The sequence below is a fragment of the Flammeovirga aprica JL-4 genome (assembly GCF_012844305.1).
In the GTDB taxonomy this organism is placed as follows: domain Bacteria; phylum Bacteroidota; class Bacteroidia; order Cytophagales; family Flammeovirgaceae; genus Flammeovirga; species Flammeovirga aprica.
In genome coordinates this window covers 1-6495 of sequence record NZ_JABANE010000203.1, presented here as the reverse complement: position 1 = coordinate 6495, position 6495 = coordinate 1, and the positions used below count along the sequence as shown (strand labels likewise).

Annotated in this window: 10 protein-coding genes; all 10 read left to right on the top strand. The window is 31.2% G+C overall.

The features are described 5' to 3' along the window. The first annotated feature begins 91 nt into the window (after positions 1 to 91). Complete coding sequence (locus tag HHU12_RS32640; protein WP_169660922.1) at positions 92 to 589, top strand: helix-turn-helix domain-containing protein; 498 nt, start codon at positions 92 to 94, stop codon at positions 587 to 589. After that, positions 526 to 1167 carry an IS630 family transposase gene (locus tag HHU12_RS32635; RefSeq protein WP_169660924.1) on the top strand — a complete coding sequence of 214 codons (642 nt, stop codon included), beginning with the start codon at positions 526 to 528 and terminating at the stop codon, positions 1165 to 1167. Before HHU12_RS32640 ends, HHU12_RS32635 begins: the two co-directional genes overlap by 64 nt. Before the next feature lie 330 nt (positions 1168 to 1497). Beyond that, positions 1498 to 2199 carry a hypothetical protein gene (locus HHU12_RS32630; protein WP_169660921.1) on the top strand — a complete coding sequence of 234 codons (702 nt, stop codon included), beginning with the start codon at positions 1498 to 1500 and terminating at the stop codon, positions 2197 to 2199. Positions 2200 to 2322: 123 nt separating this feature from the next. Continuing rightward, complete coding sequence (locus HHU12_RS32625; protein ID WP_169660920.1) at positions 2323 to 3024, top strand: hypothetical protein; 702 nt, start codon at positions 2323 to 2325, stop codon at positions 3022 to 3024. A 19-nt stretch (positions 3025 to 3043) separates the two neighbouring features. Next, on the top strand, positions 3044 to 3436 hold the full coding sequence (locus HHU12_RS32620) for a hypothetical protein (RefSeq protein WP_169660919.1): 393 nt from the start codon (positions 3044 to 3046) through the stop codon (positions 3434 to 3436). A gap of 67 nt (positions 3437 to 3503) precedes the next feature. Beyond that, entirely contained in the window at positions 3504 to 3833 is a 330-nt protein-coding gene (locus tag HHU12_RS32615; RefSeq protein WP_169660918.1) for a hypothetical protein, read from the top strand. Between the two features lie 262 nt (positions 3834 to 4095). Next, positions 4096 to 4530 (top strand): hypothetical protein, encoded by a 435-nt coding sequence (locus tag HHU12_RS32610; protein ID WP_169660917.1) that lies wholly within the window; start codon positions 4096 to 4098, stop codon positions 4528 to 4530. A gap of 58 nt (positions 4531 to 4588) precedes the next feature. After that, positions 4589 to 5206 (top strand): helix-turn-helix domain-containing protein, encoded by a 618-nt coding sequence (locus HHU12_RS32605; protein WP_169660923.1) that lies wholly within the window; start codon positions 4589 to 4591, stop codon positions 5204 to 5206. Between the two features lie 409 nt (positions 5207 to 5615). Beyond that, entirely contained in the window at positions 5616 to 5939 is a 324-nt protein-coding gene (locus HHU12_RS32600) for a hypothetical protein (RefSeq protein WP_169660916.1), read from the top strand. 7 nt (positions 5940 to 5946) lie between these two features. After that, positions 5947 to 6333, top strand: coding sequence for a DUF5958 family protein (locus tag HHU12_RS32595; protein WP_169660915.1), 387 nt, complete (start codon positions 5947 to 5949; stop codon positions 6331 to 6333). Positions 6334 to 6495 lie beyond the last annotated feature (162 nt).

The following is a 6495-nucleotide window of genomic DNA, read 5'->3' as shown; positions in this document are numbered from 1 at the left end:
CCTACAGATCATAAGAAATCTCCTGATTTCTAAATACCAAAAATACTTGAAAACTTAGTTTACAATGTACTTAAGTACTGTGACAAAAGAAATGGGAACTTTTGAAATGGTTTTTTGTTACAGTTTTATGAGGTTTATCACAGAATTAAGTAAAGCTGAAAAGATCACTTTGAAAGAAGCTCAAAAAAAGCATCCCAATGCACGTTTTCGTAATCGTTGTTTGGCACTTTTATTAAGTGACTCAGGTAAGCAGATAAAAGAAATTGCAAATTTTCTTTCAATCAGTAAAAAATATACTATTTCAAGATGGTTTAATGATTGGGAAAACTATGGAATAGCAGGCTTATTAGATGCTCCAAAATCAGGTCGGCCTTCAAAGTTAAATACCAAGGATAACCGCCATCTGAATCTAGTTCATCGCCTATTAGATAAGGAAAAGCAAGATTTAGATATTGTTATTCATGGTGTAAAGGAACACTTAAAAGTGGATATGTCTAAAAGGACGCTAAACCGCTTTTTAAAAAGATTGGCTACCGATGGCGACGTTTTAGACTTTGTCTTAAAAAGAAACAGAATCAAGAAGAAGTAAATGACTTGGTGAAACGATTAAAAGCCTTTTATGCATTCTATAGAGTGAATAAAGTAGATTTATACTTTGGTGATGAAGTGGGATTTAGTCTTAAGCCATCAATGGCTTACGGTTGGCAATTACCCAAAAAGCAGGTGCGTATTTTACCTAAAAACAGTAAGCGCATTAATATTTTTGGATTGCTTTCACCTTGTAATACTCTTTGTACATATTCTACAGAAAAAACAGTTGATGGTAGCTTCATCTGTGAATGTATTAATGATTTTTCCAGTAAAATAAAAAGAGAAACTGTGATTGTTCTTGATAACGCTCCTGTTCACCGAAACCAACAGTTTTACAAACACATAGAAGATTGGAATAAAAAAGGATTATATATCTTCTTTTTACCGAAATACAGTCCTCATTTAAACATTATAGAAACTTTATGGAGATTTATGAAATACAAATGGCTTAAACCGGAAGACTATACATCTTGGACTAAATTCAAGAAAAAAATCAACTGTATCATTGAGCAATATGGAGTAGAATATAAAATCAATTTTGATCTTAATACTTTTACTCGATTACTTTTGTCCTAGTACTTATGTAAAAAGTGATACTGTTTTTAAAATGGTGTCACTTTTTTGGGATTGAAATTGTGTAGTTGATGACTAATAGCCACAATTTGTATTTCAAAAAATATTATTTAAATTCAGTTCTTTAAGTATTACTTCAAGCAATTAAGCAAATTATTTACAATGGAAAATTACCAGCAAATCTACATTGAAAAGCATACACCTGAGGAAAAGGTAATAAATCACTTCAAGCAATTTAAAAGGGGAAAGTGAAGAAGAAAGTGATGATAGTTAGAAGTATACTTTAAAACTATTAGAATAACAAAGCAAAGCATTTATAAAAAACTATAGCAAATGAAACTTTATTCACTAAGAAAGTATAATGAACATATAAAGTGGAATGTAATGTACACTTTTAAAACAGAGTTTGAATTACGGTTACAAGATAAAATATCCGGTCATAAGTTTTGGGAAAATCCAACGATAATTCCAATGGAATTAGTGACAAGAGATAAAGAACTTATTAATTCAGAACCTTGGACTCAAGATCTTTATGGTTGGACCAGTTACTTGAGTAAACAGTGGGCAGATTGTCCTAATCCTAGCTTATTAGTGATTTCTGAAAGATTTCTAAACTTATTGAAAAGCTTCAATCTTCCTGATCACCGTATATATGAGATAGATATTCTAAACAAGAAAGATATGAACTACTTTATCTTTCATCCTATTTGGTATACCTCTGAAGTAGATTATGCTGCTTCAGAATATGCGATTAGGGATAAAGAAACTAATGAAATAGTAAAGTGGTTTGGTAAAAATACTATATCATCTAAAGAAGAGTTTATAAATGAATATAGAAAAATATCTAAAGGCACAGATCTAGAAAAAGAAAAAATAGCATTTAGAAAGCCATTAGATTTTATACCTGGAACACCAACTGCATTAGGATGTTTATTTACAGAACGATTAAAAAATGCTTTTGAAGAAAATGGTCTTACTGGTACATCATTTTATGAATATAATCCAGAAAAAAATACGCCGGTTATTTTTCCTTAATCTCTAAACTTAAAATAATATGTCAACTTTTATCAATGAAATATCAAAAGTTGCTGATAGTTAGAAGTATGTTTTAAAACTATTAGAATAACAAAGCAAAGCATTTATAAAAAACGATAGCAAATGAGACTTTATTCACTAAGAAAGTATAATGAACATGGAAAGTGGAATGTGATGTACACTCTTAGAACAGAGTTTGAGTTACGTTTACAAGATAAAATATCTGGCCATAAGTTTTGGGAAAACCCAACAACAATTCCTATGGAATTAGTGACAAGAGATAAAGAACTTATTAATTCAGAACCATGGGCCCAAGATCTTTATGGTTGGACTAGTTACTTGAGTAAACAGTGGGCAGATTGTCCTCATTCTAGCTTATTAGTGATTTCTGAAAGATTTCTAAACTTATTGAAAAACTTCAATCTTCCTGATCACCGTATATATGAGATAGATATTCTAAACAAGAAAAATATGAACTACTTTATCTTTCATCCTATTTGGTATACCTCTGAAGTAGATTATGCTGGTTCAGAATATGCAATTAGAGATGAAGAAACTAACGAAATAGTAAAGTGGTTTGATAAAGGAACTATACCATCTGAAGAAGAATTCGATAATGAATATGATAAAATACCTGAAGGAACTGAACTTGAAATTGAAAAAATAGCATTTAGAAAGCCTTTAGATTTTATACCTAGAACACCAACTTCATTAGGATGTTTATTTACAGAACGATTAAAAAATGCTTTTGAAGAAAATGGTCTTACTGGTACATCATTTTATGAATATAATCCAGAAAAAAATACGCCGGTTATTTTTCCTTAATCTCTAAACTTAAAATAATATGTCAACTTTTATCAATGAAATATCAGAAGTTCAAAAACTGATTTTAAATAATCAATATCTCAAAACTGAGAAAGAAATAGTAAACACCTTTGAAGGAGTGTTATTTAATGATGAGGAACTTACGCCTTTCCAAATTGCTTTTTTAGCATTACTGTCAGACAAGTACAGTACAGCATTATTACCAATGGTAGAGGAACCTGCAAAACAAGAATTCATTAATTACTTTGATGATGGAAGAACAGAACAATTTATACAACTAAATGGTGTTATTCTTCCTGAGGATAATAGTGAAAAATGGTGTTTGATGTTCGAGAATGAAGATCCTTTTGGTCCAATTTCACATGTTGATATGAATGGGTGGGAAATGGTGAGAACAGCTTTATCAGATTGATAATTATTCTGTTTACTGTTCTAATTACATGTTTGAGATTTGATGCTAATTAAGATGATTTAGTCTAATGCTAATAAATAAACTAATTAATGAGAAATGTAAATTTGAATCAATTAAAAAGAAGCTAAGTACTCTTACATTTGATAGAAAAAGTACAGCTCACTTAGAGACAGAAAACGCATTAAATATATATAAAATTAGAGCTGATTTAAAGGCCTTCAAGGGTAAGAAAGGACTCTATGGTATTGAAAAATTAGTATTGAATATGGAGGAATATGATGGAGAGAAAATTAAAATAATATATTATAAAGCAGTCGATATACAAATTTTAATCTTTTCAGATTCTGATGAGAAAACGATTATTGGTTATATAAGTAGTATTGAAATTGAAAAGTAACTGCAGACCTCACTTACACTGTTCTTAGTGTCAAGCCGATAGGCGTCACTGAGAACTATAGAATAGTTTAAGTCTGTAACTTATAACTTTATAAAACTATCGTGGAAATACTTGAAATAATGTATGTTGTTATAAGTTACAAACTTAAACAAAATCAAGTTCGCAGTGACGCCTGATGGCTTACACCACGAACAGAGTATGATCATTTCATAATGGTAAATCTGCTTGGAATATAATTGTATGAATCAGAGTAAATTTCAAAATGGATAACAACTTTCAAATCTATATAGAGCACTTCATCCCTGAAGAGCAAATTATTATATTCCTAACTCAATTCTTTAAAAATAATTCAGTAATGCATTTAGAAGCAGTTGGAGAGTATGATAAGGATACTATTTTTTATCAATTGTGTTACGAAGAAAAAGGATTCAGAACACAATTGCAGTTAGTGGTCACCAATGAACTGAAAGGAAGAGAAAAGATGATTCCTTTTTTGAAGAGTTTAAGTGAAAAATATCAATCAAAGGTTATTTTTGATTTAGGTTATCCAGATTGGTATTATTATTTGATCAAGAACGAAAGTCTATTCTTTGTGTACTTAGATGATTCAATTGAAGATAGTGTAAATTATATTGAAGACAGTCTCATTGAAGTGAATGAACAATTATTATTGGAAGGCTATTATGATCAATTTTAATCATAAGAATATGTTTGTAACCTACGTTAAGAACTTCATTCCATCTTAAAATCAATAGATAAACAAAACAAAAATCCATGATTTCAATTATAGGGTTACGAATGAAGGCAAAAACCTTCAACTTTATCATAGAAAAGTTATCCAACGTCTTATTGAAGACAAAAGATTTACCGTAGCAGAAATTGCGGAAGGTTTAGAGGTGTCCCAATCTACGATCTATCGTGAGTTGAAAAGAAATACCAATCCAAAAACCCAAAAGTACGATGCAGAATATGCACACAAATTATTTTTAGCACGAAAGAAATATGCCGGTTCCAAAAAGAAAAACCCATTCATACATCATCCAAGGAGGAAAAATGATTATGAGCTTTATGCCGAAAGAAGATATATCTATTGGTACTCTGATCAGTACTACGATCTAAAATTTAAAGGCAAGAACTACGATGCTGTCTACCTCAAAAAATGGTATGCCTACCGCATTGGTAAAAAGTACCATCATCATCAAGACGATTGGGAATACTACGACCTTTGGATGGAATACCTTCAACTCCTCAGAACACAGCAAGCACAACCCGGTCCCAAATATTATTGGATGCGTGAACTGATCAAAGATCAACCACAATTCAAAATCTGGAAGAACCCAATCCCTGTATTGCAACAGAAGAAGTGTGTCTAATCCATTCATTTTTCAATAAAAATCATCTCAACTCACCAATTTCCCCTCACTTCACTCCACAATTTTTCACAAGATCCCTCTTCAGGGACTTTTTTATGCCCAAATTTTCCGAAATCACATCAAAAATCAGCAGCCACTCAAACTTGAAGAGATAATTTGCATTTGCTCACGAATTGATTTGAAAAAAATATTTTTTGAACGTCGATTGGTTGATTCAAAAAAATCAATTCTTGTTTTGTAATACATAAACATGTAAATTCAAATCATCTTTCAACAATCTAACAGCAAACTTAAACTTAATGGAAGTTGAGAGGATTTTTACTAATGGATATATGCCATATGGCGTATATCTGTGAAATTTTTAGGGATGAACGCTATTGTGTTTATCTAATGTTATAGCCTATTGGGTATGGAATATCAATCAATGAATTTGAACATTTGGGAACACTTACCAAATGAAATTTGGGAGAAAGTTCCTAAAATATATGAGAAAATGGACGGTTGGCTTGGTTTCGGAACTGGAGAAACAAACAAAGGGGAAGAAGGTATACCTTATTGGTTTAGCTTTTTAGAAGAAGAAAAACATATTTGTGTCTCATTGGAGCCAAGTGGATTATCTTTTTTTGCATATATGGAAAAGTCTGAATGGGAAGCATGGAAAGAAAAGATAAAAAGAGTAGCGTCTGAAATCTTAGATTTTGAAGTTATAGAACCAGAAGATATGACTGATTAGATATATTATGAAAGAACATGAAGTAAAGATAAATAAAGTAGCACAAAGTATAATTAGCTTTGAAGATGGAGTAAAGTGGTTCGATTCTTTAGAGTCTATAGAATTGCAATATGAGGTGTTCAAATTTACATGTCTAGCTCTGTTACAATCTAAACCAACAAAAGAAAAGATACATTCTGCGATTAATAATATTCCTCTAAAACCTACTTTTACGTCTGTTGTACTTCTAAATAGGTTTCCATTAAAAGAAGCTATACCTAAACTTGAGAGATTACCTGAAGGGGAGTTACGTAAATCTTTTATTTCAGTTTTATCACTCTTTAAATATTGTGATACGGTAAGAAGAAATGAGGAATGTAATGGAAAGTGTAATCACGAATGGCATAATTTATAAAAAGGCTATAACATTAGCTAATCTCCATCCATCGGTCGACACGCCCTCTGGTCGTAGTTTAGCTATTACGTTGGTGTGCCACGATGCTGTAGCTTTCCAGTAGGTGCAAATCCTACCTAAGTAATTTACTGTTCACTTAGAAGAGTTACTGACAGTGATCGC

What these genes read in the sequence shown, in the direction of transcription:
- HHU12_RS32615 (WP_169660918.1), top strand. Translation starts at nt 3,504, where the DNA reads ATGCTAATAAATAAACTAATTAATGAGAAATGTAAATTTGAATCAATT.
- HHU12_RS32595 (WP_169660915.1), top strand. Translation starts at nt 5,947, where the DNA reads ATGAAAGAACATGAAGTAAAGATAAATAAAGTAGCACAAAGTATAATT.
- HHU12_RS32625 (WP_169660920.1), top strand. Translation starts at nt 2,323, where the DNA reads ATGAGACTTTATTCACTAAGAAAGTATAATGAACATGGAAAGTGGAAT.
- HHU12_RS32600 (WP_169660916.1), top strand. Translation starts at nt 5,616, where the DNA reads ATGGAATATCAATCAATGAATTTGAACATTTGGGAACACTTACCAAAT.
- HHU12_RS32640 (WP_169660922.1), top strand. Translation starts at nt 92, where the DNA reads ATGGGAACTTTTGAAATGGTTTTTTGTTACAGTTTTATGAGGTTTATC.
- HHU12_RS32620 (WP_169660919.1), top strand. Translation starts at nt 3,044, where the DNA reads ATGTCAACTTTTATCAATGAAATATCAGAAGTTCAAAAACTGATTTTA.
- HHU12_RS32610 (WP_169660917.1), top strand. Translation starts at nt 4,096, where the DNA reads ATGGATAACAACTTTCAAATCTATATAGAGCACTTCATCCCTGAAGAG.
- HHU12_RS32630 (WP_169660921.1), top strand. Translation starts at nt 1,498, where the DNA reads ATGAAACTTTATTCACTAAGAAAGTATAATGAACATATAAAGTGGAAT.